The organism is Microbispora siamensis (assembly GCF_016863095.1).
In the GTDB taxonomy this organism is placed as follows: Bacteria; Actinomycetota; Actinomycetes; order Streptosporangiales; family Streptosporangiaceae; genus Microbispora; species Microbispora siamensis.
In genome coordinates this window covers 26,330-49,946 of sequence record NZ_BOOF01000049.1, presented here as the reverse complement: position 1 = coordinate 49,946, position 23,617 = coordinate 26,330, and the positions used below count along the sequence as shown (strand labels likewise).

The following is a 23,617-nucleotide window of genomic DNA, read 5'->3' as shown; positions in this document are numbered from 1 at the left end:
GGCCGCGGCGGCCCTTCCTGCGACACGGCCCCGCGCCTTTGACTTCAGCACTGACTTCTCTCCACTTCGATGCTCGCAGTCAACAGGCGTACCAGCATTCCAGCATACGGTCACAGTCAGGTAGAGATCTTACGGACAAAAACCCCAAGACCGCCTCCGGTTGCTCAAACTTTCTCGCGTTCTCGGCATGTCCGCGTCAGCCGGACGCTAGCGCCTGCCGTACGAACCGGCGTTCGGGCCGAAGCGGCGCAGCAGCAGCCCTCCGGCCGCTGCCGCGGCCATCAGCGCCAGGCCGGTGAACACGACGAGCCGGGCGTCCGGGCCCGCGTCGCCCCCGGCCCCGGTCTGCGCACCGCCGACCGGCGTCGTCTTGATCTGCTTGGTCGCCGTACGGGGGACCGCCGCGGTGGCGGTCGCCGTGACCGTCCTGGTCCTGGTCGGGGTCGGGCTCGTCGACGCCGTAGCGCTGGGAGTGGGCGAGCTGCTCGCGTCGTCGTCGTCGCTGCCGGTCGGGCTCGGCGAGGGAGAGGGCGACGCGGACGCTGAGGGGGACGGCGAGGCGGACGAGGAGGCGGCGACGGTGAGCGCGAGCGACGCCCGGGTCGCGGAGTCCGGCAGCGTGCACGTGTAGAGCGCCTGCCCCGTGCCGGTCGTGTCCCCGGCCGGCCGCAGCTTCAGCGTGAAGTTCCCGGCCGCGACTCCGACCGTGCCCTCCGCCGTCGGGGTCAGCGTGACGAGCAGTTCGGGGATCGGCGTCAGCGTGGCCGACGGCGAGAGGGAGACCGGAACCGCCGTGGACGCGGACGGGCTCAGCGTGACGGCCGAAGGAGTCTCCTCCTGCGTGCCGGTCGTCGTGTCGTCCGTGGCCGAGCCCGACTCGTCGCTGGACGGCGTCGCGCTGGGAGAGGGCGTCGCACTCGGGGACGGCGTCGCGGAGGTGTCCGTCGCCACCTGAGACTCCGTGTCGCCGGCGTCACCCGCGTCTTCCGGAGACGGGGAGGCCGACGGGGACGGGGTGGCGGACGCGGAAGGCGACGCCGACGGTGAGGGCGTGGGGGTCGGCGATGCGCTGGGAGTGGCGGACTCGCTCACGACGGGAGCGCCGGTCACCTCCATCAGGCCCTCGGCGATCACGACGTCGTTCGCCGCGATGCCCGTCGCCGGTGCGACCATCGCACTCTGGCCGTCCGACGTCGCGGCGGGGGCGATCCGCCAGGTCACGGTCGCCGCGCTGCTCACCACCGGGTTGTCGGGCGCGACCAGGGTCACGTTCACGGGGTAGGTCGCGGCGGCGCCGCCCGCGGGAGTGCAGGAGTACGACACGGTCCTGGTTTCGGTCGCCGCGAGCACCGGCCACGTCATCAGGGCCAGTGCGGCCGTCGCTCCCGCCGCCGATCGGGCCGCGATGCGACGCCGGGCACTCCTCCGCCGGGCACTGGGGTCGGGCACGACGTCTCTCCTGCCACCACAGTCACGTACACGTAGCGAACAGTCTCCCAGGAGTTGACCATCCACATAACCGGCGGGTGCCTTATGTCAGGAAATTCTCAGGGAACCTTCATCGCCCTCCCACGGTAGGGAGGGTGGAGGTGTTGACATGAGACGACTGCTCGTGGCGCTCGCGGCGATGGCGGCGATTCTCGCACCGGCCCTGCCCGCTCACGCGCGGGCCGGATTCTGGGCCGTGACCGAACTCGACCCGCTCCCTGCCGAGGTGCGACCCGATGTCTCCTACACGGTGGGCTTCTGGGTGCTCCAGCACGGCACCCATCCGTACGAGGGCCCCGGCGGGCTCGAACCGGTCGGCCTGCGCCTGACCGGGGAGGACGGCACGGCCCTGACGTTCGACGGGACGCCGTTGCCGGAGCCCGCCCACTACGCGACGTCGATCAAGGTGCCGGCCGGACGGTGGCGGGTGCAGGGCTTGCAGGGCATGTTCGCGCCGTACGAGATCGGCACGCTCACGGTGCCGGGCGGGCTGAAGGCGGCTCCGCCGCAGTTCCCGGTGCCCGCCGGCACCGAGGTGATGGATTACTGGGGTCCGGTGAAGCCGCCGGGGTTCCCCTGGAAGGCTGCGGCCGTCATCCCCAACCGCCTTCCTGCCGCGACGCCCGCCGCGTCCGCGCAGCCGGCCCGGACCACCAAGCCGGACCGCGCCACCCAGCCGGCCGAGGTCTCTGCGGCCGGCGGTGACTCCTCGCCGTGGCGTCAGCCGTACGCGCTGGTGGCCGTCGCGGTCGCGGCGGTGGCGGGCACGCTCCTGGTCCAGCGCGCGGCCCGGACGGCCGTACGGCGCAGGCCGCACGATCCGCCCGAGCGCGAGGCGCGGGAGGGCGAAGAGGTGATCAGCAGGGGCTGATCACCTCGCGATCACTTGCCCTTGGTCTCCGTCAGCGTCGCGTAGACGATGATGTTGTCGGTGTAGTGGTGCTGCTTGGCGTTGTAGACCCCACCACAGGTGATCAGCCGCAGCGAGGACGTGATCGTGTTGCTGTAGACCCGCTTCGTCGGGAACGTCGACTTGCTGACCTGCTCGATCCCGTCCACCGTGAAGATCGCCATCTTGCCGTCCGCGCGGAGAACGGCGATCTTGTTGCCGCGCTTCAGCTCGCGCAGGCGGCTGAAGACGGCGGCGCCCTTGCGGGTGTTCACGTGCCCGAGGATGATCGCCGGCCCCTGGTCGCCGGGGGCCGGTCCGAAGCGATACCAGCCGGTGAGGTTCGGCTTGCTCAGCGGGGGCGTCTGGATGGCGCCGGTCTTGTCCACGCCCACCGAGCCCACCGTGGCCTTCACCCCGATCGCCGGAATGCTGATCTTGAGCGGCCTGCCGGTGACCTTCTTGGTCGTCGTCTTCTTGGCGGTCGATGACGAGGACGAGGACGACGACGAAAGCGGCGTCTGGGATGACGATGCCGCGCTCGTGAGGGTCAGCGGGGCGATCGGCTTGATCGCGGGAAGCGGCGGCGGCGCGGTCGGGTCCGCCGCCGTGAGCGGCACACCCGGCCCGCCCGGCCCCACAGTGGGCGGCAGGAAGGCCACGTTGCCCGCGTCCTGGACGTTCACCGCGCCCGGAACCGGCCCGCTCTCCTCCGGGTCCGAGGGGCTCAGCACGGCGAGCATCCCGGCCATCACGGCCGCGATGCCGCCGAAGGACCCCGCCACGAGCAGGGTCGCGAGGACCGGCTGGGGCAGCGGCTTACGCGTCTTCTTGGCGTCGGTGCCTGCGCCGCCCTGCTCGGGAGCGCCACCGTCAGGAGTGTCGTGCATCGTCATCCTTCTCAGCTCCGCTCGCCCGAGTGCGCCGCCCTGCGCCGGAGCATTGCCACACCGCTGAGCATTCCGATCATCAACAGCGCGCCACCCGAGCCGATCAGCAGCATGCCCGAGGACGACACACGCTCCGGAGCCTCACCGGTCTGCGCGCCGCCCTGTGGCGTGATCGCCACCTGCGCCACGGTCGGCGTCGCGGTCAGCGTCACCGTCTTCGTCGCCGTCGGCGAAGGACTGCCCTGCGTGACCACCGCCACCACGTAGTTCTGCGTCGGCGCCAGGTTCGGGCTCCTGCTCGCCGAAGGCGACGGCGACGGCGACGGCGACTGACCGCCGCTCGGCGACTGGGAAGGCGTGGGGGTGGGAGTGGGGGACGCACTCGGCGAGACGCTTCCCGAAGGGCTGGCCGAGCTGTCGGGCGACGCGGACGTGTCCGGCGAGCTGTCCGGCGACGGGCTGGCCGGGTTGTCGCCACCGCCGATCGTCACCTCAATACCGACCGGTGCGCTGATGAGCGTGCACTCGGCGCGGTACTCCTGCGGCGGGTTGACCAGCTCCCGAGTGACCACGCGGAACGCGTCGAGCTGGCCCCACTTGGCGTCCTCGACGTTCTTGATCGTGATCGTGTGCTCGCCGTACTTAAGACCGCGGAACTTCCACAGGGTCTGCCCGCCCTTGTTGGCGTCGTTCACCGGGGTGCCGTCGTCGTTCGTCGAGGGATCGATCCGCGGCGGAGTACCGGGCTGACCGTCGACTTCGATGTCGATCGGCCCCGCGCGCCGGTCCCGCTGCGCAACGTAGTCCACTCCCGTGCCGGTGAACACGAAGGACGCCGAGGCGCCGCCCACCGTGGTCCGGTGCAGGTCCAAGTGGTAGTCGTTGTCCCCGCTCGGCTGCCCTTCGAGGTTCTCCCAGCCGCCGCTGTAGGTGATCGCCGGGTCGTCGTCGTTGACCATGACCTCGGAGGCGGGGGGACGGAAGTCGACGAACAGCCTGCCGGGCTTGACCGTGAGGGTTCCCTCTCGATCGGTGTACGCGAAGTCGGCGATGCCATCGGGAAGATTGAGCGGCGTGCCCTTGATCATCGCGCCCGGCTGGTCCACGGACCCCTTGGGCTGAAGCTGCCCGATCCAGCTGCCGGTGAGGTTGACCCGCCCGGTCACCTCGATCCTGCCACCGTTGGGCAGCCGCGCGGGCGCTCCGAAGCGCGTCGCGTCCTTGTAGTTCAGCTTCCACGCCACGTTGAGCGGATCGCCGACGTTCAGCGTGGTGGGAACGGTGAGCTTCGTCCGAAGATAGACGGTGCCCGAACCCGAGGTGGCGATGCCCTGTTGGCAGGCGTAATCGACGACGAGGTCGGCGGTATTGGCCTGTGCCGTCATCGACGGCACGACGACGATTGCCGTACCGGCCAGGCCGAGGGCCAAGGCGGCCATGGTCCTAGGAAGACCAGCTTTCCACCGAATCACCGCATACTCCGATCACAGGTCCGCCCTGGCGGGCCTATAGCAAACCGAAGGTAGATCTTAGGGGTAACCGAAGCGGTCAAAGGGGCCGTTATCGCGATGGTTTCGGAGTTGTGACCCTCCGTACGACTTGAAGCCGATCGACCGGGGGACAACCAGAATCGTATTCTGGTGCGGCCAACAGACCCTGAGCCGGAAGGCGTACCCGATGCGGCGAGACCTCTTCGACGAGGAGCACGACCTCTTCCGCGAGACCGTCCGTGAGTTCATGGCCCGTGAGGTCGTCCCCCACCACGCGCAGTGGGAGAAGGACGGCATCGTCCCCCGCGACGTGTGGAAGAAGGCGGGCGAGCTGGGCATGTTCGGCTTCTCCGTGCCGGAGGAGTACGGCGGCTCGGGGATCAGCGACTTCCGTTACAACATGGTGATCGTCGAGGAGATTATCCGCGTCGGCGCCACCGGCCTGGGATTCGGCCTGCACAACGACATCATGGCGCCGTACATGGTCGATCTGACCAACGACGAGCAGAAGCAGCGCTGGCTGCCCGGCTTCGCGTCCGGTGAGCTGATCACGGCCATCGGGATGACCGAGCCGGGGGCCGGCAGCGACCTGCAGGGCATCCGCACCACCGCCGTCCGCGAGGGCGACCACTACGTGGTGAACGGCCAGAAGACCTTCATCACCAACGGCATCAACTCCGACCTCGTCGTGGTCGTGACCAAGACCGACCCCTCGGCGGGCGCGCGCGGCACCTCGCTGCTGGTGGTGGAGCGCGGCATGGAGGGCTTCACCCGCGGCCGGAACCTGGAGAAGGTCGGCATGCACGCGCAGGACACCGCCGAGCTGTTCTTCGAGAACGTCCGGGTGCCGGTGGCCAACCTGCTGGGCGGCGAGGAGGGCCAGGGCTTCTTCCAGCTCATGAACAACCTGCCGCAGGAGCGGCTGTCGATCGCGGTGGCGGCCGTGGCCGCGGCGGAGACGGTGCTGGAGGAGACGATCGAGTACTGCCGCAACCGTACGGCCTTCGGCCGCAGCATCGGCAAGTTCCAGAACACCCGGTTCCTGCTGGCCGAACTGGCCACGGAGGTGGAGATCGCCCGCCACTACGTGGACAAGTGCGTGCGAGCGCTCAACGCCAAGGAGCTCACGGCGGTGGACGCGGCCAAGGCCAAGTGGTGGACGACCGAGCTGCAGAACAAGGTCATCGACCGGTGCGTCCAGCTTCACGGCGGTTACGGGTACATGCTGGAGTATCCGGTGGCCAAGGCCTGGCTGGACAGCCGCGTACAGACGATCTACGGCGGCACGACCGAGATCATGAAGGAGATCATCGGCCGGTCCTTCGGCTTCTAGAGCAACAGATCAGCTGTGCTGCTGTCCCCAGATCAGCAGCATGGCCACCACGAACACGACCATCACGCCTCCGTAGGCCATCGGGCTCAGCCGGAAGAACCGGCGCACCTTGTTCAGCAGCCACGCGAACAGGAACGCCAGGAAGACCAGAAGGATGAGTCCGGTGTCCACAGGGATCAGTATGCGTGGGTTTCCCCGCCCCCGCGCGCCCGTCGGCACAAGCGGCACGGAGAGACTCAGCGCGGGTCTTCGCCGCCTTCGCGGGCGCTGCCTTCGAGAATCACCCGCGCGACCAGTTCCGGGTCGTCGCTCATCGGCACGTGGCCGCAGCCCCGCAGCAGCAGCGCCCGCTGCCCAGCCCACCGCGCCGCCCGTACGGCCTGCCGGCGCGGCAGCAGCCGGTCGCGGTCGCCCCAGGCGATGGTGACCGGCACCTGGGGCGGCGCGGGCGGCGCGACCCACGCCAGCGAGTCCAGCGTCTCCTCGAACCCCACGCACTCGCGCATCGCCACGGCCGCCGCGAGCACGGCCTCGCGGGACAGTCGCTCCGGACGGGCCACGAACAGCCCCAAGGCCAGCGCCTTCCCCTCGTCCGTTCCGGCCGCGAGCGTGGGCAGCCCGTCCGCCCGCACCGCCAGCCGCAGCAGGCGCAGCGCGGCCCGCGCGTACGCGTACTCGGGCCGGGACCAGAATCCGGCGGGAGACAGCGCGACGGCCGTACGGACGTCGGCGGAGGACGCCAGGTCGAGCGCGATGTAGCCGCCCAGCGAGTTGCCCGCGACGTGCGGCCGGCTCAGGCCGAGCCCGGTCCAGAACTCCCGCACCGCCCGCCCCAGCGTCTCCACGTTGTACGGCGTGCCGTACGGCAGCGGCGGGGACTCGCCGAAGCCGGGCAGGTCCACCGCGATGACGTCGTGCCGCTCGGCGAGCAGGTCGAGGACCGGCAGCCAGCCGTGCCGGTGGTGACCGATGCCGTGGAGGAGGACCAGCGGCGGGCCGCTGCCGCGGCGGTCGTGGGCGAGCTCCATGCGTCCGAGTCAAGCACCCGGGACGGCCGGAAAGAAGCGCGCAGCGCGTGGTGTCCGCTCCCCGACCGTCGAGGCGGATCCGGTGCGTGCTCGTCCGCGCGGGCTGCAATCATGTTCCGTCGCAACGACCGAAGACGAAATGAACCGATAAATGACCATCACCAAGCCGGAGGAGCACACCGGCCTCGCCGACCCGCCGGAGCCGGACGTGAAAGCCGGCGTCGTCGACCTGCTGGAACGCAGCGGATCAGTCGTGGTGCCCATCGGCATAGCCCTGTACGCGCTGCTCTATCTCGGCATCCAGCAGGTGTACGGCATCTTCAACATCAGTCCGGAGCAGGCGGGCATCGACCAGGCCACCATGTTCGGCCGCCTGGTGGGAACGCTGATCCTGCTCATCATCGGGGGCGCGCTGGTCGCGGGCATCGTCGTGGCGGCCGTCTGGCTGCTCGACAAGGCCACCCTCGGCCATCTGTTCCGCCTGGCCCAGGCCGTACGTGTGCGCCCGTGGGCCGCCGCGACCGCCGGCGCGCTGTGGTGCGGGGCGAGCTACTGGGGCTTCCTCGGCTACCTCGGGCTGGGCGAGGGCGCGTCGCTGGCCGGCATCGTGATCACCGCGGTGGTGATCGGCGCCCTGGCCTTCCTCGTGCCGTTCCGGCTGCTGCGGCGGCGGCCGGCCGGCCGCGCCGGCATGAAGATCGTGGTGGCCGCGTTCACCGGCATCGGGCTGGGCTTCGCGCTGATGGGGCAGATGGAGAGCGACGCGCTCGCCGTCGCCGAGAAGGGCAGGCCCGCCAGCATGCTCCTGTCGATGGTGGGCTTCCAGGACCAGTGGGTGGTGCTCAACGACCGCGAAAGCGGCAAGGTGCTGCGCGGCGGCGTGCAGGTGCTGCTGCTCGGCGAACGCGAGGGCGCGTACGCGTTGTACGACTGCGCGCACCAGGAGACCTTCCGCATCTCCATGGAAGCGACCGTGCTGCGGCAGGTGACGCTCGAACCCGACCGGCCGAGCGGCTACAGCTGTTTGAAGCAGAAGAACTGACCGTGACACGCCCCCGCGCCGGGGGGCGCGTCACGACCTAACGACCGCCGATGGGGATCTCGAACCAGACCGCCTTGCCCTCGCGGGTCGGGCGGGAGCCCCAGCGTCGCGCGAGCTGGTCGACGAGGTAGAGGCCACGGCCGCCCTCGTCGTTCTCCCCCGCGCTGCGGATGCGGGGCAGGCGGAGGTCCTGGTCGAAGACCTCGACCCAGACGGACTCCGCGCCCCTGCGCAGCCGCAGGGTGAACTCCTTGTCGCCCGCGATCTCCTCTTCGAAGCCCGGCACGTCCCACGACTCGTCGAACGGCAGCGGCGGACCGTCGAGCACGAGCTCGCGGCGCGGCACGCTGGCGCTGGCGGCGTGCAGGACCACGTTGGTCACGACCTCGGAGACGAGCAGGCAGGCCAGCTCCGCGCGTTCCTCGGGCACCTGCCATCCGGCGAACGCCTCGGACGCCATCCGCCGCGCCTCGCTCACCATGATCGGCTGGGCCGGGAACGTACGCTCCTGGGACTGCAGCTCCGTGCCCGCCGAGCGGACGACGAGGATGGCCATGTCGTCGTCGATCTCGCCGGGGACGGCCACAGTGGCCAGGTCGGCGATGCGCTCGACGGACTCCCCCGACGCCTTGGCCAGCTTCTCACGCAGGACGTCGAGCGCCTCGTCGTCATCGGGGACGCCTGTGGCGGAGTCGCGCGGCGGCCTGCGGTCGACCAGGCCGTCGGTGTAGAGGAGCAGGGTCGCGCCGGGCGGCAGCTCCCTCGTCTCCTCCTTGTAGACCAGGTCGGCGTGCATGCCCTTGGCCCGCACCCCGAGCGGCTGGCCGACCTCGGTGATGTCCAGGTCCCTGACCTCGCCGTCCACGATCAGCAGCGGCGGGGCGTGCCCGGCGTTGGCGAACGACAGCTGCCTCGACCACGCGTCGTACACCATGTACTGGCAGGTGACGATCGGCGGGTTGGTGATGTCGGCGCCGAAGTCGTCGTGTTCCGGCGCGGCGACGATCCTGGTCCACTCGTCGAGGCGGGCGAGGATGTCGGCGGGCGGTTTGTCGTCCTGGGCGAAGGCCCGCAACGCGGCCCTGAGCTGGCCCATGACCGCCGCCGCCTTGGCCCCCCGGCCCTCGACGTCGCCGATCACGATGCCGACGCGGCCGGCCGACAGCGGGATCACGTCGTACCAGTCGCCGCCCACCTGGGTCTGGATGCCCTGGCCGTGCGACGCGAGCGGGGCGGCCGGGTAGTAGCGGACCGCGATCTCCAGGCCGTCGAGCGAGGGCAGCGGCTGACGCGGGAGCAGGTGCTTCTGGAACGACTCGGCGGTGTGCCGCTCCTCCTCGAACAGCAGCGCGTTGTCGACGGCGAGCGCGACGCGGGTGGCGATGGCGCCCACGAAGTCGCGGTCGAAGGTGTCGTAGTGAGGCGAACGGCGGTTCGAGAGGTTGGACAGGCCCAGGTACATCAGGCCCAGCGTCTCGCCGCGCACGCACAGCGGGGCGGCGATGGCCGAGGTCACTCCGATCTCGCCGCACAGCCGGGCCGCGCCCTCGCTCGTCGCCGGGTAGCTGACCTGGGAGAAGTCCTCGACGAGGATCGTCTCCTGGCGGCGCAGGGCGGTCTCGGCGTAGTGCCCGAGGGGGTATCTGATCTCCGCGCCGACCGGCCGCCAGGTGTCCGGCGGCGGCGTCCAGCCGTTCACGTGCGTGGAGACCTTGCGCACCAGGCGGTCGCCCTCGACCAGTTCGATGAAGCAGTGGTCGGCGAACTGCGGGACGAGCATCTCCGCGACCCGGTTGAGCGTCTCCTCGACGTACAGGGAGCCGGCGAGCCGCTCGCCGATCCGCTCGAGCAGGCCGAAGCGGTCCTTCTCACGCTCGTTGCTGCGCATCGCCTCGCGCGCGGTGATCACGATGCCGCTCACGGAGCCGGAGGGGTGCCGCAGCGGCACGGCCTGCGCGCGCACGTAGATCGTCGTGCCGTCGCCTCGGGCCACGTCGAACGTGCCCTCCCACACACCGCCGCGCAGCACGTGCTTGGCAAGTTCGGCCGTGAGCGGATGGTCCTTCTCCGAAATCCCCAGGGTGTGCAGCGACTCCTTGCCCGGAGACGCGCCCACGCGGCCGAACAACTGCTCGGCGAAGGGGTTCCAGTACAGGACATTGCTGAAGCGGTCGGTCACGACCACGGCCATCTCCGCGTGGTCGAGAACCGAACCGGCGGAAAGGTGGTCGTCGGCGTCCTGTGACAGATCTCCCCATCGCCTCATGCCACGACCGTCCCTTGACGAGGTGGGTTCGCTATGCCGGGCACGGGCGCTCCTGCGAAGGCTGGGTCGCGAGAAATGAAAGGACTCCCTAGGGGATTCAACCAGGCACAACTCATTCCGTCATCGTCTGGTGACAAAAACGTGTGAGGCGACGTCCCTCGGAAGGTCCGTGGTCGTGGTTCCCACCTCACCATCACCAGTCACCGTTACACCGTTGTCACTCGCCGCGAGCGTCACCTCGCGTCCCGGTTGTATCCCAACTTGCTTGAGTTTAAGCATCACGGCGGGATCGCTTTGCACTTGTTCGCTGATTCGGCGCACTACAACGGGCACGGGGGCATGTCCCGCGAGGGTCACCATGGGAGACACCATCTCATCTCCGGCCGAACCGGACTGAGGCACCCCCAGCTCGTCCAGACCCGGGATCGGGTTGCCGTGCGGGCACACCCGGGGGTTCTTGAGAAGGTTCACGAGCCGGGTCTCCACAGACTCTGACATCACGTGCTCCCAGCGGCACGCCTCGATGTGGACCTCTTCCCACGGCATGCCGATCACCTGCGTCAACAGGCATTCCGCGAGGCGGTGCTTGCGCATGACTCGGATGGCCAGCGTGCGGCCCAGCGCGGTCATGCTGAGGTGCCTGTCCCCCTCGACCTTGACCAGGCCGTCGCGCTCCATGCGCGCCACCGTCTGGCTGACGGTCGGACCGCTCTGCTGCAGTCGCTCGGCGATCCGGGCGCGGAGCGGGACGATGCCCTCCTCTTCGAGTTCGAAGATCGTCCGGAGGTACATCTCCGTCGTGTCGATCAGGCCGTGTGCGGTCAAGGCTCCTCCAGTCCTTGTAATTCGATGCTACGACCTCCCCCGTGTTCGCAGCCGACCTTATTGGGGAAGCGACCCAGGATGGGAAACATCGGAGCCCAGCGATTCCTTCCGGCGGAGATCAGCCTGCCCGCGCTCAGGGAGGCCGCACGGCACTGCGAGGGCTGCGACCTCTACCACGCCGCCACGCAGACGGTCTTCGGCGAGGGCGTTCCCGACGCACGGTTCATGCTGGTCGGCGAGCAGCCGGGCGACCAGGAGGACCGCGAGGGCGCGCCGTTCGTCGGGCCCGCCGGGCGCATGCTCGACAAGGCGCTCGAAGAGGCGGGCATCGAGCGCGAGGCGGTGTACGTGACCAACGCGGTCAAGCACTTCAAGTACGAGCCCCGCGGCAAGCGCAGGATCCACCAGAAGCCCACCGTAGGGGAGATCAACGCCTGCCGGCCCTGGCTCGAGGCCGAGATGCACCTGGTGGACCCGGAGGTGACCGTGGTGCTGGGGGCCACGGCCGCCCGGGCCCTGCTGGGCCCGGACTTCCGCGTCACCAGGCATCGGGGGGAGCCGGTCCCCCGGCGCGAGGGGGCGTACTACGTCGCGACGATCCACCCCTCGGCGATCCTGCGCGCGCCCGACCGGGACGAGGCGTACGCCGGCTTCCTCGCCGACCTCAAGGTCGCGGCCGGGCTGCCCTGAGCGGCCGGGCCGCCCTGATCGGCGTCGGGGGCGGGACCTCAGGGGGCGAGGCGCTCCAGCGCCCAGGAGCCGCCGCTGCGCCGGTAGCGGAGCCGGTCGTGCATGCGGTCGGTCTGGCCCTGCCAGAACTCGACCTCCGCGGGCACCACCCGGAAGCCGCCCCAGAAGTCCGGCAGCGGCGGGTCCTCCGGCCAGCGCGCGGCCAGCTCCCGGAACCTGGCGTCGAGCTGCTCCCTCGACTCCACGACGGCCGACTGACGGGAGGCCCACGCGCCGATGCGGGAGCCGTACGGACGAGAGTGGAAGTAGGCGGCGCTGTCCTCGCGCGGGAGCCGTACGACCGAGCCCTCCACACGGACCTGCCGCCTGATGGGATGCCAGGGGAACAGCAGGCAGGCCCGCGGGTTCTCACCGAGGTCGCGGCCCTTGCGAGACTCGTAGTTGGTGAAGAAGACGAACCCGCGCTCGTCGAAGCCCTTGAGGAGGACGGTGCGGGCGGAGGGACGGCCTCCGGCGGAGCTGGTGGCGACGACCATGGCGTTCGGTTCGGGCAGGCCCGCGGCGACGGCGTCCGCGAACCACAGCGCGAACTGTGTCACCGGGTCGGCGGCCATGCCGGATTCGAGGAGGGGCTCACCTTCGTAACTGTGCCGGAGCCCGGGGAGGTGCGAAGCGCTGTCCACGGAAAGGTATTCTCGCGTGCTCGGCGTACGTCTCGCTCGGTGGCCCCTACCTGGGAGAACCCCATTGGGTAGGGCCGGGGGCGCGACAGTCGGGCGCTGCGGGTTAAATTGACCCGCCGGTATCTCGACATCAAGGCTCTGGACTTCACAAGAGAGGGAGGCGGCCGAGAATGTCCGACTTCAAACCCGGGCTCGAAGGCGTGGTGGCGTTCGAGACCGAGATCGCGGAACCGGACAAAGAAGGGGGCGCCCTGCGATACCGGGGCGTCGACATCGAAGAGCTCGTGGGCAACGTCTCCTATGGACACGTCTGGGGCCTGCTCGTCGACAACACGTTCCAGCCGGGCCTGCCCCCGGCGGAGCCGTACCCACTTCCCGTCCATTCCGGCGACATCCGAGTAGACGTACAGAGCGCGCTGGCCATGCTGGCGCCGTCGTACGGCTTCCGCCCGCTGCTCGACATCGACGACGACCAGGCCCGCGACGATCTCGCACGCGCCTCGGTGACCGCTCTGTCGTTCGTCGCGCAGTCGGCCCGCGGCCTGGGCCTGCCCATGGTCCCGCAGAAGCGCGTCGACGAGGCCGAGAGCATCGTCGAGCGCTTCATGGTCCGCTGGCGCGGTGAGCCCGATCCCAAGCACGTGAAGGCCATCGACGCCTACTGGACGTCGGCCGCGGAGCACGGCATGAACGCCTCGACGTTCACCGCCCGCGTGATCGCCTCCACCGGCGCCGACGTGGCGGCCGCCCTGTCGGGCGCGGTCGGTGCGATGTCCGGCCCGCTGCACGGCGGCGCGCCGGCGCGGGTGCTGCACATGATCGAGGGCGTCGAGAAGATGGGTGACGCCCGCAAGTACGTCCAGAGCGAGCTGGACAAGGGCCAGCGGCTCATGGGCTTCGGCCACCGGGTCTACCGGGCCGAGGACCCGCGCGCCCGCGTGCTGCGCCGTACGGCCAAGGAGCTGGGCGCGCCGCGCTACGAGGTCGCCGCCGCGCTGGAGACCGCCGCGCTCGAGGAGCTGCACGCCCGCAAGCCGGACCGGGTCCTCGCGACCAACGTGGAGTACTGGGCCGCGGTGGTCCTCGACTTCGCCGAGGTGCCGTCGAACATGTTCACCTCGATGTTCACCTGCGCCCGGACCGCCGGCTGGGCCGCCCACATCCTGGAGCAGAAGCGCACGGGCAGGCTGGTCCGCCCCAGCGCCAACTACGTGGGCCCGAAGCAGCGCTCCATCAACGAGGTGCCCGGCGCCGCCGAGGTCATCGGCAAGGTCTGAGCCTCGGCGCGGTCGCGGCCCTGCGGCGTGCCACAAGCTCCGAGAGGCCGCCGGGCCCGCCCGCGCACCGTCAGCACCCTTCACGGCCCGCCCCTTTCCGGGGGCGGGCCGTTTCCGCGTCACTTGGCGCCCTGTTCCGACGGCCGGGTCACCGGGCGGGGTCGGCGGCGTCCTTGCGCGGGCTCCCGGACCGGCTCGCGGACGGGCTCGCGGACGGGCTCGCCGACGGGTCCGCGGACGAGGCCGCCGCCGGGGCGTTTCGGGCCGCGCGCTCCCCGGCGTCCCCGTCGAGGTCCCGGCAGATCTCCTTGGTGTCCTCGGGCTCGGTGGTCGCCAGGCGCCCGCAGCGCTCCGCGACCTCGGACCTGCCGGAGTCGTTCACCTTCAGGATCGCGATGGCCTTGTCCTCGGGCTCGTGGGCGGCGGCGCCGAAGGAGATCACCCCGCTCGACCCGTTCCACCTGTCGCGGGGGGAGACGAGGGAGATCTGGTAGAGCAGGTCTCCCCTGCTGGGCAGCCCGCCCCGATAGGCCGCGTTGACGCGCTCGTAGAAGAGCTTGGCGGCGTCGTAGCTGAGGATGAGGTTGTCGTCGGACTCCTTCGGGTGCCGGCCGCTCAGCAGGCTCTGCACGAAGCCCGTCGGCGCCGCGGCGCTGCCGCGCCACAGCTCGCGGCTCGCCAGCGCCGCGTAGTAGACCTGGACGCGCCGATAGTCGCCGATCACGGCGCCGCTGTTGGCCACCGCCTTGATGACGTCGTCGCCCGCGAGGACCTTGATCGGCTCCTTGCCGCAGTCCTTGCCCTCGACGTAGCGCAGGAAGTCGAGGAAGTCGGCCGCGCGGCCCGCGTAGAGGAGCAGGTCGGGCCCGTGCCCGCAGGCCCGGCTCACCGCCAGGTCCATGCCCGTTCCCCGGTCCTTGTACGCGACGCGGTCGCTGACCGCGATCCCCACCGCGCCCGCCTCGTCCGCGTAGTCGTCGGCGAGGTTGTTCGTGTAGTTGTCGTCGTCCGTCTGGTCCTGGACGACCACCGCGGACGGCTTGTGCACACCGCCGAGGAGCCGCTCGCGGGCGAACCTGACGGCCAGCCGCGCCTGCCGCTGGTTCGAGGGCCCGAGGCGGAACACGTACGGGGAGGGGTAGCCGGACCCGGACCGGGCGGGATCGTCCGGCAGGTACCCGAGCCGGTCGGCGGTCGCGGTGGTCACCAGCATCGGGATCTTCGCCGTGTGCAGCGTCTGGATGGCCTCCTCCACGCCGCGGACGCTGCGCTGGAAGCCGATCACTCCGAGCACGCGGGGGTCCTCGGTCGCCATCTCGCTGACCAGCTCCGCCGTACGCCGCCCCTGGCGGAAGTTCGTGCCGGCGTTCGCCACCAGGACCTGGAGGCGGGGCGCGCCGGAGACGCCGCGCTGGTACTCCTCCACCGCCGTCAGCTCCGCCCGTGCCCCGACGAACGCGCTGTCGTTCTGGTCCTGCGCGACGGAGTACTCGCCGAACAGCACCACGCTCACGTACGTCCCGACCTCCCTGGCCAGGGCGTTGTTGCGGTCGATCCGGGCGACGAGCCGCGTTATCTCGCCCGACGGGAAGAGCCCTTCCGGGGTGGTCCCGTCGGCGTTCACGACACCGACGCACTCCTTGCCGTCGCGCTCGACCCAGGACAGGCCGCCGCAGTGCGCGTTGCGGTCCTGCTGGATGCGCCCGAGCAGGACGACGGGCCCGATGAGCAGCAGCGCCATCACGCACCAGTAGCCGATCGCCCGCATCCGGCTGCCCAGCAGACGCGGCCGGTAGTCGTCGTCCAGCGGGATCCCCGGCGCGCTGACCATCAGCCGCAGCGGCGGCACCCGCCGCCGCGCCGCCGTCCGCCACGACGTCACCAGCGCGGACAGGTCCGACATCCGGCCCGCGGTGACCGGACGGCTGCCCGGCGCGAACGACTCGGGCACGGCGGCCAGCACCAGGAGCGGCGGCAGCAGCCCGGTCTCCTCGACCGTCTCCTCCAGCGTGCGCAGGAGCCGCTCGTTGACGTCGCCGGGCCACCGCGCGTCGAGGACCAGCATCGCGTAGAGGCCGCGCCCCCAGCTCGGCCACGGGATCAGCCACTTCTGGTACGCCTGGCGCAGGTCCCGGCACAGTGCATGGACGAGCAGCCGCTCGACCTCCGCCTCGCTCGCGTTGGCGATGCGCAGCGCGTACTTCGCGAGGCGCTCGAAGGGCTTCCTGGTCAGATAGGGCTGCTTCCTGAACCAGCCGTTGAATAAGGATCCCCTGATCGAGAGCATCGCCTGGATCAACGTGCCGACGACGGCGACGAGCACGCCGAGCGCCCAGGGGATCAGGCCGACCAGGTCGGAGGCGCCGCCGAGCCCCCAGGCGGCGAGCGTGCCGACCGGCACCCAGGTGGTGGCCGCGCGGCCAAGGAAGTCCGCCGCGGTCCTGCGCCCCCTGTCCCCGCCGTACCTGCCCCTGCGCCAGTCCTTGAGGCGCTCCTTGAACTCCTCCTGACCCGTACGCGACTGGGGGTCGGGCGGCCAGGTCCGGCCCGGCACGTCGACCGGCTCCCCGGGAGGCGGCTCCTCGCGCTGCCGCCGCGCCCACAGCACGAACTGCACGAGCGGGAACCGCGGCGGGGGCAGGAACGAACCGCCGACCGGCATGCCGAGCTGGCCGCGCTCCCCCGCCAGCGCCGCGATCAGCTCACGCAGCGTGTCGTACTCTCCCGCCCTGACCGTGGCCTGCGGAAGGGAGTCCTCGAAGGGTTCGGCGAGCCGCCGGGCCGCGTCGAAGGCGGCGCCGTCGCGGCCGACGACGAGGACGAGGGGCAGGGGGCGGTCGGAGCGCCAGAAGAACGGCCTGCGAACCAGCGCCTCGATGACGGCGTGCGGGTCGGCCACGCGGATGTCTCCCCGGGGGTGGAGTCCATTCTTGAGGTGGTGCGTGATCTTAAAACGGGACCATGATGTCTCACGATCCGGACCATGGTCTAGAGCATCCGCAGGTCTCACTACGCTTGAACCGTGGCTGACATCGTGATTCCCGCTGACATCAAGCCCGCCGACGGCCGCTTCGGCTGCGGGCCCTCGAAGGTACGCCCCGAGCAGCTCGCCGCTCTCGCCGACGCCGGGGCGAAGGTGATGGGCACCTCCCACCGGCAGAAGCCGGTGAAGAACCTCGTCGCCCGCGTCCGTGCCGGGCTCACCGACCTGTTCTCCCTCCCCGAGGGGTACGAGGTCGTGCTGGGCAACGGCGGCACCACGGCGTTCTGGGACATCGCGTCCTTCGGGCTGATCCGGGAGAAGTCGCAGCACCTGCACTTCGGGGAGTTCTCCTCGAAGTTCGCGACGGTCGCGAAGAAGGCCCCCTGGCTCGCCGACCCCTCGGTGATCAAGTCCGAGCCGGGCAGCCACCCGCTGCCGGTCGCCGAGGAGGGCGTGGACGTCTACGCGCTCACCCACAACGAGACCTCGACGGGCGTCGCCATGCCCATCAAGCGCGTCGTGGACGACGAGTCGCTCGTCCTCGTGGACGCCACCAGCGGCGCCGGTGGCCTGCCGGTCTCCGCCGAGGAGTTCGACGTCTACTACTTCGCCCCGCAGAAGAGCTTCGCCTCCGACGGCGGCCTGTGGATCGCGCTGTTCTCGCCGAAGGCGCTGGCCCGGGTGACGGAGATCGCCGAGAGCGGCCGGTTCGTCCCCGAGTTCTTCAGCCTGCCGACCGCGATCGACAACTCGGTCAAGGACCAGACGTACAACACCCCGGCGGTCGCCACGCTGTTCCTGCTGGCCGACCAGATCGAGTGGATGAACGCCCAGGGCGGCCTCGCGTGGACCACCGCCCGGTCGGCCGACTCCGCCTCGCGGCTGTACACCTGGGCCGAGAAGACGTCGTACACCACGCCGTTCGTGGCCGACCCGGCGCAGCGTTCCAACGTCGTCGGGACCATCGACTTCGCCGACGCCGTGGACGCCGCGGCGGTCGCGAAGGTGCTGAGGGCCAACGGCATCGTGGACACCGAGCCCTACCGCAAGCTCGGCCGCAACCAGCTGCGGATCGCGATGTTCCCGGCGATCGACCCCGCCGACGTCGAGGCGCTGACCTCCTGCGTCGACTACGTGGTCGAGCGTCTCTAGTGGTTCTCCCGGCGGCCGCCCCTCCGGCGGCCGCCGATCTCGCCGACGGTCTCCGGGCCGTCGGCTTTTTCGTTTTTCCGGTCCTGTAACGGTGTGCGGCGCTTCGTCCAAGCAGGGATGTGTTCTGTCACACGACCGAGGGGAGCGCCGGTGCGCCGTGAGCAGACGGGTCCGGCGGGCTTCGCCCGTGATCCCGATGAATTCGAAGCCTTCTACCGGCGGCATGTCGACGCCGTGACGAGGTTCCTGGCCAGGCGGGTGGACGATCCGCACACCGTCGCCGACCTCACGGCCGAGGTGTTCCTCGCCGTGCTGGATTCCGCGCACACCTACCGCCCGGACAGAGGCAGCGAGATCGCCTGGCTCTACGGCGTGGCGCGCAACACGGTGCTGGCACAGCGCCGCCGTACGGCGAGGGAGTTACGCGCCACCAGCAGGATCGCCGGCCGCCGCCTGCTCGACGCCGACGACATCGCCCGCCTGGAGGAACGCATCGACGCCGAGTCGCCGGCCCGCCTGGCGCTGGAGGCGATGGCCGATCTGCCGGACGGCGAACGTGCGCTGCTGGAACTCGTGGCCGTGGACGGGCTCAGCCCCGCCGAGGCCGCCGCCGCGCTCGGCATCAGGCAGGGCACCGCCCGGGTCAGGCTGCACCGCGCCCGGCGGCAGGTCCAGCGCTTTCCCGGAGTCGTGGAAATGATCGGAGGAACGAAGTGAACGACACCTTCGAAGACAGACTGCTCGCGGAACTCAAGGCGGAGATGGCCGCGCGGGAAGCCCGGCCGCACGCGTCGGGGCGCCGGAGCCTCCGGACCCGTATGCTGACCGGCACCGGAGTCGTCGCAGCCGCCGCGGCCGCTGCCGTCGCCCTCCCGCTGGTGATCGGCGGGCAGGCCCCGGCGTACGCGCTGACCCAGCACGCGGACGGTTCGATCAGCCTGCAGATCAACGAGTTCAGGGACCCGGACCAGGTCGAGAGGGACCTGGCGAGGCTGGGCGTGCAGGCCGACATCAGCTATCTGCCGCTGGGGAAGAGGTGCGCCGACGGACGCGCCCCCTTCGTGGCGGGCGACCGCACCTCCCTCACGAAGGAGGAACTGGAGAGCCAGGACCCGGCGGTACAGGCGCGCGTGCGGCGGGTGACGGAGAACCTGGCGTCGAGCAAGGCGATCCAGCCGAAGAACGGCATCACGATCCGCCCCAAGTTCATCAGGCCCGGGCAGATCGTCATGATCGAGGTCGTGGAGAACGCGCGGAAGCCGACCACGGAGCACCCCGGGGTGGCCTTCCAGTTCTCCGGACGGCTGACGGACGGTCCGGTCAAGCCCTGCCGGGTCATCGATGACCCCTCGGCGTTCGACATCGGGACCGCCACCCCGCCTCCCGGCTCCTGAGCCGTACGCCGGTCAGGTCCTGCGGCGGCGGAGCAGCCAGGCGGCGATCACGCCGCCGATGAGGCCGAACAGGTGGCCCTGCCAGGAGACGCCCGGCTGGGTGGGCAGGGCTCCCCACAGGATCGAGTAGTACAGAACGGCGACCACGACGCCGAGGACGATGTCGAGGGTCCGGCGGTCGAACAACCCCCGGGCCACGACATAACCGAAATATCCGAAGACGAGGCCGCTCGCGCCGATCGTCAGTGTGTCCGGCGGGCTGGTGAACCACACGCCCAGCCCGCTGACCAGGATGATGACCAGGCTCGCCGCGAGGAACCTGCCGATCCCCCGGATGGCGGCCACGAACCCCAGGATCAGCAGCGGCAGCGAGTTCGCCATCAGATGGCCGAACCCCGCGTGCAGGAACGGCGCGAACAGGATCCCGGGCAGGCCGTCCGGCTCGTGGGCGACGATGCCGTACCTGTCGAGCCGCCCGTTCTCCATGTAGTCGACGATCTCGATCGCCCACATCACCGCGACGAGCACGATCATCAGGATCGCGCTGCCGAGGGCGCCGGTGAGCAGCGCGGACGTCCGCTCCCGCATCGACCGGCCCGGCCGGGGCAGCCCGGGCGCGGAATCATTCATGGTTTTACCGTACGCAGTCCCGCTCACGAACGAGCGGACTGCCCGGATCCGCCGGGATCATGCCGTCGGGTTTACAGGAGGGGCCGGACGGCTGTATTAATAAATGAACAGTCATTTATGAAAGGGAGGGCCCGGTGGCGGGACGTCCTCGCGGGGTGGACGATTCGGTGATCCTGCGTGCGGCGGCCGAGGTGATCGGCCGGGTGGGTCCGGCCGGGCTGACCCTCGCCGCGGTCGCCGACGAGGTGGGGCTCGTGCCGGGCACCCTCGTGCAGCGCTTCGGGTCCAAGCGCGGCCTGCTGGTGGCGCTGGCGAGACAGTCCGCGCACGAGGCGGAGGCACACCACGAGCGGCTGCGGCAGGGGCGTCCTTCCCCGCTGGAGGCGCTCCTGGCGCTGGCCGAGGAGTCGATGGCCCTCATGGACACCCCGGAGCGTTTCGCCAATCACCTGGCGTTCCTGTGCATGGACCTCACCGATCCGCAACTGCACGAGTACGCCCTGGTCATGCACGAGGCACAGCGAGGGGCGATCCTGGCCCTGCTGGACGAGGCGGTGGCCGAGGGTGAGCTGCGGACCGGCACCGACACCGCCGCGCTGGCCGAGTCCGTCCAGGCGCTGATCGCCGGCACCGGCCTGACGTGGGCCCTCGACCGGCAGGGCACGCTGCCGGAGCGGCTCCGGCGGGCGATCACCGGCCTTCTGGCGCCCCACACCCGCTGCGAGGAGAAACGATGAACGACAGACAGCCGCTCGCCGGGAAGGTCGCCCTGGTGGCGGGCGGCACGCGGGGCGGCGGACGCGGCATCGCCGTCGAACTCGGGGCCGCAGGCGCCACGGTCTACGTCACCGGCCGCAGCAGCACGGCCGGCCGCTCCGATCTGGGCCGCCCCGAGACCATCGAGGAGACCGCCGCGCGGGTCACCGCGGCCGGCGGCACCGGCATCGCCGTGCGCACCGACCACAGCGACCCCGAGGAGGTGCGCGCCCTGGTCGACCGGATCGCCGCCGAGCAGGACGGGCGGCTCGACGTCCTGGTCAACTCCGTGTGGGGCGGCGACGCGCTGACCGACTGGGAGCATCCCCTGTGGGAGCAGGACCTCGACACCGGCCTGCGGCTGCTGCGCCGGGCGGTGGAGACCCACATCGTCACGAGCCGGTTCGCGCTGCCCCTGATGGTCGCCCGCCGGAGCGGACTGGTCGTGGAGGTCACCGACGGCAACACCGCCCGCTATCGCGGCTCGTTCTTCTACGACATCGCCAAGTCCACCGTGATCCGCCTCGCCGTGGCCCAGGCGGCGGAGCTCAAGCCGTACGGCGTCGCCGCCGTCGCCGTCACCCCGGGCTTCCTGCGCTCGGAGGCCATGCTCGATCACTTCGGCGTGACCGAGGCCGACTGGCGGGACGGGGTGGCGAAGGATCCGAACTTCGCCCACTCCGAGACCCCGGCGTACCTGGGACGGGCCGTCGCCGCCCTGGCCGCCGACCCCGATGTCATGGCCAAGACCGGACGCGCCCTGGCCACCTGGGGGCTGTACAAGGACTACGGCTTCACCGACGTGGACGGCACCCAGCCGGACTTCGCGGCCCACTGGGCCAATGCCCTGGAGGAGGAGTACGGCCCCCTCGGCGACCCGCTCTGACCGCCTCGCTCGTGCCTGCGGGAGGCGAGAGCCCCACGGCGCGAATCGGCGCACATCCGTCCTCCGGGTCCGTCAGTGTGACGGCGTGGCGGTCGGCGTGGTGGACGGCGTGGTGGACGGTGAGGCGATGACCTCGGGCACGCGGGTCACCATCAATGTGCCGTCGTAACCGACGTACTCGACGTTCGCCGATCGGCAGCTGAGGATCATGGGGCCGGGTGCGCTCAGCTTCGCGGTGGCGAAAAACTCGATTTTGGGCCAGCGGTCCTCGTCCTGCTCGCTGCGGACTGAAACGACCCCGGTGGGCGTGTTGAGATCGCACATGGCGTAGTAGCCGGACGTCCCCGGTCCCTTACTCGACCAGGGATTGACGTCGACACGGGTTTGGATGATGTAGTCCCCCGCGGGCAGTTCGGAGACGCGCACTACCTCCGCCCATGCAGCGTCCCGACGATCAACGGCCTGATGGACGTAGTGGGTCTGCCCGTACGTCGCGCCGGGCTCGCCCTTCTCGCCCTTCTCGCCCTTCTCGCCCTGCGGGCCCTGGGGTCCGGCCGGGCCCTGGGGCCCTTGCGGACCGGTCTCTCCCTTGGGCCCCTGAGGTCCGGTCGGCCCGGTCAGGCCCTGAGCTCCGGTCGGTCCGGTCGGTCCGATTGGGCCCTGGGGTCCGGCAGCGTTCCAGGACACGGTCCGGTACTCGACAGGACACGTGCCGGCGGGGACCGGCGCGGCGACCTGCGCGCCCTCGGTACGGCCCTGGACCGACTCCTCCAGCGCCTGGGGCATCCGCATGACGCCGTCGGGGCCCACGCAGGCCACGATCGGCGTGGTCGTGGTCGCGGTCGTGGCCACGGCGATTCCCCCGCCGCCCACGAGCAGCCCTGCCACCGCCCCGGCCGCCAGCCAGGCGCCTCGTCCAGCTCGCACGTCCGATCACCCTTCCTCGTTCTCATCTTGATCGATATGAGGAAGTGTGGTGAGCGGGCCGGGAAAGCGCGTCATCACGACGGCGGACGAGTCATCACCCGTGCGGCGTAGCCCGGACCGTCAGTTCGCCTAGCCCGGGGCGCCCCTGTGTGGAGCGCCCCGAGCGGTCTTACGAGGTGTGCGGGTTACTCGCCCTTCCAGACGGGGGCGCGCTTCTCGGCGAAGGCCGCCGCGCCTTCCATGGCGTCCTTGGAGCCGAAGACGGGCGCCATGATCTCGCCCTGCTTGCGGAACATCTCGTCGAGCGACCAGTCGGCCGACTCGACGATGATCCGCTTGGTCGCGGCGAGCGCGAGCGGCGCGTTCGCCGCGATCGTGCGGGCCAGTTCGAGCGCGCCGTTGAGCGCCTCGCCCGGGTACGTGATCCGGTTGACCAGCCCCAGCTCGTACAGCCGGACGGCCGGGTAGTGGTCGCCGGTCAGCGCGATCTCCATGGCGACGTGGTAGGGGATCCGGCGCGGCAGCCGCATGATGCCGCCCGCGCCGGCGACCAGGCCGCGCTTGGGCTCCGGCAGGCCGAACTTCGCCTCCTCGGACGCGACGACGAGGTCGCAGGACAAGGCCAGCTCGAACCCTCCGGCCAGCGCGTACCCCTCGACCGCGGCGATGATGGGCTTCTTCGGCGGCGCCTCGGTGATGCCGCCGAAGCCCCGGCCCTCGACCACCGGCATGTCACCGGTGAGGAAGCCCTTCAGGTCCATGCCCGCCGAGAACGTGCCGCCGGCCCCGGTGAGGACGATCGCGGACACCTCGGGGCTTTCGTCCAGCTCGTCCAGGGCGGCCGCGATCCCGCGCGCCACCGCGCCGTTCACGGCGTTCCTGGCCTTGGGCCGGTTGATGGTGACGACGGCCACGCCGCCGTCGACGATCTCTACGAGTACCTCGTCCGGCTCAGCGGCCGGCCCGGAGTTCACCTCGGACACCTGAC

At 70.7% G+C, this 23,617-nt stretch carries 22 protein-coding genes; 10 read left to right on the top strand and 12 right to left on the bottom strand.

Going from position 1 to position 23,617, the window contains the following annotated elements:
• Positions 1-207 precede the first annotated feature (207 nt).
• Positions 208-1,449 (bottom strand): hypothetical protein, encoded by a 1,242-nt coding sequence (locus tag Msi02_RS34400; RefSeq protein ID WP_204052022.1) that lies wholly within the window; start codon positions 1,447-1,449, stop codon positions 208-210.
• A 148-nt stretch (positions 1,450-1,597) separates the two neighbouring features.
• On the opposite strand from Msi02_RS34400, the gene Msi02_RS34395 reads away from it, so the two are divergent.
• Positions 1,598-2,359 carry a hypothetical protein gene (locus tag Msi02_RS34395; RefSeq protein ID WP_204052021.1) on the top strand — a complete coding sequence of 254 codons (762 nt, stop codon included), beginning with the start codon at positions 1,598-1,600 and terminating at the stop codon, positions 2,357-2,359.
• 11 nt (positions 2,360-2,370) lie between these two features.
• Here Msi02_RS34395 and Msi02_RS34390 read toward each other — a convergent pair whose 3' ends face one another.
• Positions 2,371-3,267 (bottom strand): class F sortase, encoded by an 897-nt coding sequence (locus tag Msi02_RS34390; RefSeq protein WP_204052020.1) that lies wholly within the window; start codon positions 3,265-3,267, stop codon positions 2,371-2,373.
• 11 nt (positions 3,268-3,278) lie between these two features.
• Positions 3,279-4,706, bottom strand: a complete 1,428-nt coding sequence (locus Msi02_RS34385) for a hypothetical protein (RefSeq protein ID WP_204052019.1) — start codon at positions 4,704-4,706, stop codon at positions 3,279-3,281.
• 238 nt (positions 4,707-4,944) lie between these two features.
• On the opposite strand from Msi02_RS34385, the gene Msi02_RS34380 reads away from it, so the two are divergent.
• A complete protein-coding gene (locus Msi02_RS34380; protein ID WP_204052018.1) occupies positions 4,945-6,090 on the top strand; it encodes an acyl-CoA dehydrogenase family protein in 1,146 nt (381 codons plus the stop codon).
• A 9-nt stretch (positions 6,091-6,099) separates the two neighbouring features.
• Here Msi02_RS34380 and Msi02_RS34375 read toward each other — a convergent pair whose 3' ends face one another.
• Both Msi02_RS34375 and Msi02_RS34370 read right to left on the bottom strand, forming a co-directional pair.
• Positions 6,100-6,261 carry a hypothetical protein gene (locus Msi02_RS34375; protein ID WP_204052017.1) on the bottom strand — a complete coding sequence of 54 codons (162 nt, stop codon included), beginning with the start codon at positions 6,259-6,261 and terminating at the stop codon, positions 6,100-6,102.
• Between the two features lie 65 nt (positions 6,262-6,326).
• Entirely contained in the window at positions 6,327-7,118 is a 792-nt protein-coding gene (locus tag Msi02_RS34370) for an alpha/beta fold hydrolase (protein ID WP_204052016.1), read from the bottom strand.
• 151 nt (positions 7,119-7,269) lie between these two features.
• Between Msi02_RS34370 and Msi02_RS34365 the strand changes: the two genes are divergently transcribed.
• Positions 7,270-8,160 carry a hypothetical protein gene (locus tag Msi02_RS34365; RefSeq protein WP_204052015.1) on the top strand — a complete coding sequence of 297 codons (891 nt, stop codon included), beginning with the start codon at positions 7,270-7,272 and terminating at the stop codon, positions 8,158-8,160.
• Between the two features lie 37 nt (positions 8,161-8,197).
• Here Msi02_RS34365 and Msi02_RS34360 read toward each other — a convergent pair whose 3' ends face one another.
• Both Msi02_RS34360 and Msi02_RS34355 read right to left on the bottom strand, forming a co-directional pair.
• Positions 8,198-10,426: an ATP-binding SpoIIE family protein phosphatase gene (locus Msi02_RS34360; RefSeq protein WP_079319124.1), complete on the bottom strand. Its 2,229-nt coding sequence runs from the start codon at positions 10,424-10,426 to the stop codon at positions 8,198-8,200.
• Between the two features lie 120 nt (positions 10,427-10,546).
• On the bottom strand, positions 10,547-11,251 hold the full coding sequence (locus Msi02_RS34355; RefSeq protein ID WP_204052014.1) for an iron-dependent transcriptional repressor DtxR: 705 nt from the start codon (positions 11,249-11,251) through the stop codon (positions 10,547-10,549).
• Positions 11,252-11,329: 78 nt separating this feature from the next.
• Here Msi02_RS34355 and Msi02_RS34350 point away from each other — a divergent pair, with 78 nt between their 5' ends.
• Positions 11,330-11,941: a UdgX family uracil-DNA binding protein gene (locus Msi02_RS34350; protein ID WP_204052013.1), complete on the top strand. Its 612-nt coding sequence runs from the start codon at positions 11,330-11,332 to the stop codon at positions 11,939-11,941.
• A gap of 38 nt (positions 11,942-11,979) precedes the next feature.
• Here Msi02_RS34350 and pdxH read toward each other — a convergent pair whose 3' ends face one another.
• Positions 11,980-12,624 (bottom strand): pyridoxamine 5'-phosphate oxidase, encoded by a 645-nt coding sequence (gene pdxH, locus Msi02_RS34345; RefSeq protein WP_204052012.1) that lies wholly within the window; start codon positions 12,622-12,624, stop codon positions 11,980-11,982.
• A 170-nt stretch (positions 12,625-12,794) separates the two neighbouring features.
• Between pdxH and Msi02_RS34340 the strand changes: the two genes are divergently transcribed.
• The gene (locus Msi02_RS34340) at positions 12,795-13,901 is read left to right on the top strand and encodes a citrate synthase 2 (RefSeq protein WP_079319121.1); all 1,107 of its coding nucleotides are present in this window, start codon (positions 12,795-12,797) and stop codon (positions 13,899-13,901) included.
• Positions 13,902-14,049: 148 nt separating this feature from the next.
• On the opposite strand, the gene Msi02_RS34335 is transcribed toward Msi02_RS34340, so the two are convergent.
• Positions 14,050-16,800 (bottom strand): ABC transporter substrate-binding protein, encoded by a 2,751-nt coding sequence (locus Msi02_RS34335; RefSeq protein ID WP_204052011.1) that lies wholly within the window; start codon positions 16,798-16,800, stop codon positions 14,050-14,052.
• 123 nt (positions 16,801-16,923) lie between these two features.
• Between Msi02_RS34335 and serC the strand changes: the two genes are divergently transcribed.
• The 3 genes from serC (at position 16,924) to Msi02_RS34320 (ending at position 19,430) form a co-directional block, all read left to right on the top strand.
• On the top strand, positions 16,924-18,036 hold the full coding sequence (gene serC / locus Msi02_RS34330; RefSeq protein WP_204052010.1) for a phosphoserine transaminase: 1,113 nt from the start codon (positions 16,924-16,926) through the stop codon (positions 18,034-18,036).
• Between the two features lie 150 nt (positions 18,037-18,186).
• Positions 18,187-18,753: an RNA polymerase sigma factor gene (locus Msi02_RS34325; protein WP_239108991.1), complete on the top strand. Its 567-nt coding sequence runs from the start codon at positions 18,187-18,189 to the stop codon at positions 18,751-18,753.
• On the top strand, positions 18,750-19,430 hold the full coding sequence (locus Msi02_RS34320; RefSeq protein WP_204052008.1) for a hypothetical protein: 681 nt from the start codon (positions 18,750-18,752) through the stop codon (positions 19,428-19,430). The genes Msi02_RS34325 and Msi02_RS34320 overlap by 4 nt, the downstream gene beginning before the upstream one ends.
• 12 nt (positions 19,431-19,442) lie before the next feature.
• On the opposite strand, the gene Msi02_RS34315 is transcribed toward Msi02_RS34320, so the two are convergent.
• A complete protein-coding gene (locus Msi02_RS34315) occupies positions 19,443-20,060 on the bottom strand; it encodes a rhomboid family intramembrane serine protease (protein ID WP_239108990.1) in 618 nt (205 codons plus the stop codon).
• 134 nt (positions 20,061-20,194) lie between these two features.
• Between Msi02_RS34315 and Msi02_RS34310 the strand changes: the two genes are divergently transcribed.
• Positions 20,195-20,797: a TetR/AcrR family transcriptional regulator gene (locus tag Msi02_RS34310; RefSeq protein ID WP_204052007.1), complete on the top strand. Its 603-nt coding sequence runs from the start codon at positions 20,195-20,197 to the stop codon at positions 20,795-20,797.
• Complete coding sequence (locus tag Msi02_RS34305) at positions 20,794-21,702, top strand: SDR family oxidoreductase (RefSeq protein WP_204052006.1); 909 nt, start codon at positions 20,794-20,796, stop codon at positions 21,700-21,702. The genes Msi02_RS34310 and Msi02_RS34305 overlap by 4 nt, the downstream gene beginning before the upstream one ends.
• Before the next feature lie 72 nt (positions 21,703-21,774).
• Here Msi02_RS34305 and Msi02_RS44120 read toward each other — a convergent pair whose 3' ends face one another.
• Positions 21,775-22,629 carry a hypothetical protein gene (locus tag Msi02_RS44120; RefSeq protein ID WP_275414200.1) on the bottom strand — a complete coding sequence of 285 codons (855 nt, stop codon included), beginning with the start codon at positions 22,627-22,629 and terminating at the stop codon, positions 21,775-21,777.
• A 185-nt stretch (positions 22,630-22,814) separates the two neighbouring features.
• Complete coding sequence (locus tag Msi02_RS34295) at positions 22,815-23,612, bottom strand: crotonase/enoyl-CoA hydratase family protein (protein ID WP_239108988.1); 798 nt, start codon at positions 23,610-23,612, stop codon at positions 22,815-22,817.
• Between the last annotated feature and the right edge of the window lie 5 nt (positions 23,613-23,617).